The organism is Variovorax sp. WDL1, from assembly GCF_001541225.1.
Lineage (GTDB): Bacteria > Pseudomonadota > Gammaproteobacteria > Burkholderiales > Burkholderiaceae_C > Variovorax.
The window spans coordinates 1,858-3,729 of the sequence record NZ_LMTS01000043.1 but is presented as its reverse complement, the minus strand read 5'-3'; the positions used below and the strand labels follow the sequence as shown (position 1 = coordinate 3,729).

Here is a 1,872-nt window from a genome sequence, read left to right as displayed (position 1 = left end):
GTGACTCGCCCGCCGGGGCGAAATCCCGGCTCCGGACTCAAACCACGCGCACCGTACGAAATCAAACGAACGCCTGCCGTCCCCACCCCAGACAAAGCAAGCAAGCCCGCAAGTGAGCCTAATCATCGACACAGGCGTCCTCTTGCTGCACCAGGCACTGCGGCAGATCCGCGCCCACCGCCGCGCCGCGCGTGCGGATCGACGAGCTCGCCGCCGCCGCCACCGCAAGCCCGCGCGGCAGCAGGATCCAGAGCTGCCCCCGCTCCTTCATGCGACGCGCCTGGTTCGCTGCCTGCTGGCCGTTGCCGAAGAAGTAGTCGGCCCGCACCGCGCCGCGGATCGCGCCGCCGGTGTCCTGCGCAATGGTGAGCCGCTGCATCGGCGCGCCGCTGCCCGGCGCGCGCGTGGAGACGAAGACGGGGAAGCCCAGCGGCGTGCTGCGCGGATCGACGGCGATCGAGCGCCCGGCCGACAGCGGCACACCGAAGGCGCCGACCGGGCCGCCGGTGCCGCCGCCGGCTTCCTTGAAGAAGACGTAGCTCGGGTCCTTGATGCCCGAGCCGATCACCGGGCCGGCGGCGCGCCGCCCCGGCACCACCACCGCGCCGCTGGCCGCCGGCAGCGCCAGCGTGAAGCCGCGGGTCCGGATGGCGGGGGTGTCCTCCTCCTCGTCGTCGCCGTCGTCCAGCTCGAGCTCGAGCGACAGGCCGCGCGTCTTCACCCGGCTGAGCGTCTTGCCCGATTTCGACTGCGCGAGCGTGGGCCGGAAGGGCTGGCCGTTCTGCTCGGCATACGCGACGCGCACGATCTCGCCGCTGGGCAGGCGGATGCGGCCCGAGCCCTGGATCTGCATTTCGTAGAGCGCGGTGGCGCTGCTCACGAAGGCCAGCACGCGCGCGTTGGGCGCGCCCTTGGTCTCGATCTCCTCGCGGGTGTAGTAGGGCAGCAGGCGGCGGCCCTCGATGCGCAGGCGCACCTTGCGGTCCAGCGTATCGCGCGTGATGCCCGAGAGGTCGAGCGCGTAGAGGCCCGCGGCGCCCATGTCGCGCGTCGACAGCCCCTGCTGCACCACCACGTTGCGCCCGACGACGCGCGCCGCAACCGCGCCGCTGCCGCGCGGCAGCTTGCGTGCGTCGGCGAACAGCATGTCCTCGGGCTGGCCATAGACCGGGTAGATGTAGGGCGGCGCGTAGTTGCGGCTGCCGGCGATCTCGGGTTCGAAGTAGCCGGTGACCACGCCGTCCGGCCGGCGGTCGTCGTCGCGGATCTGGTAGGCCGAGAACTCGCGCTCGAAGAAGCCGCGAATCGCCGGGTTGCTCCTCGCGTCCACCGCGAGCGCGCGCTGGCAGACCTGCCGCCACTCGGCACCGCGGCCGGTCAGCACCTTGCAGCTGCCGAGGAAGGCCGGCCAGGTCTCGGCGAAGTCGTCGCGGCCCCAGCCGGGCAAGGCCTCGTAGGTCACGGCGGTGTAGGTCGCGAGCTGGGTGGAGAAGCTGCGCGCCTGGCCGGCCACGCTGGCATTGGCGCTGGACGGGCGCGAGGCCAAGGGCTCCGGCGCAGCGGGCGCGGGCGTCGTTGCCGGCGCGGCCACCGCCGGTGCAGCCGGTGCAGTCGGCGCCGCCGAAGCGGCGTTGGGTGCCGGCATCGTGGCGCAGCCTGCGAGCAGGGCCGAAGCGGCGGCTGCGATGGCCAGGCGCATGGGCGCGAGAGGCCTCGGGACAGAAGGACGAGTGCTGTTCATGCGGATCTCCTGGTCTCAAGGGAGGTGTGCGACGGGCTGCCGCCCTGAAGACGTTTACTTCTCCGTGATCTTGAAAAAGGCCGTGCCATGGGCGTCGTTGCACGGCGTGCCGGGCGCACACACCGGCTTGC

Annotated in this window: 1 protein-coding gene; it reads right to left on the bottom strand. The window is 72.3% G+C overall.

Features of this window, described 5'->3' with window-relative positions:
• Positions 1-118: 118 nt before the first annotated feature.
• A complete protein-coding gene (gene mltA / locus APY03_RS07695) occupies positions 119-1,741 on the bottom strand; it encodes a murein transglycosylase A (protein WP_068675513.1) in 1,623 nt (540 codons plus the stop codon).
• Positions 1,742-1,872 lie beyond the last annotated feature (131 nt).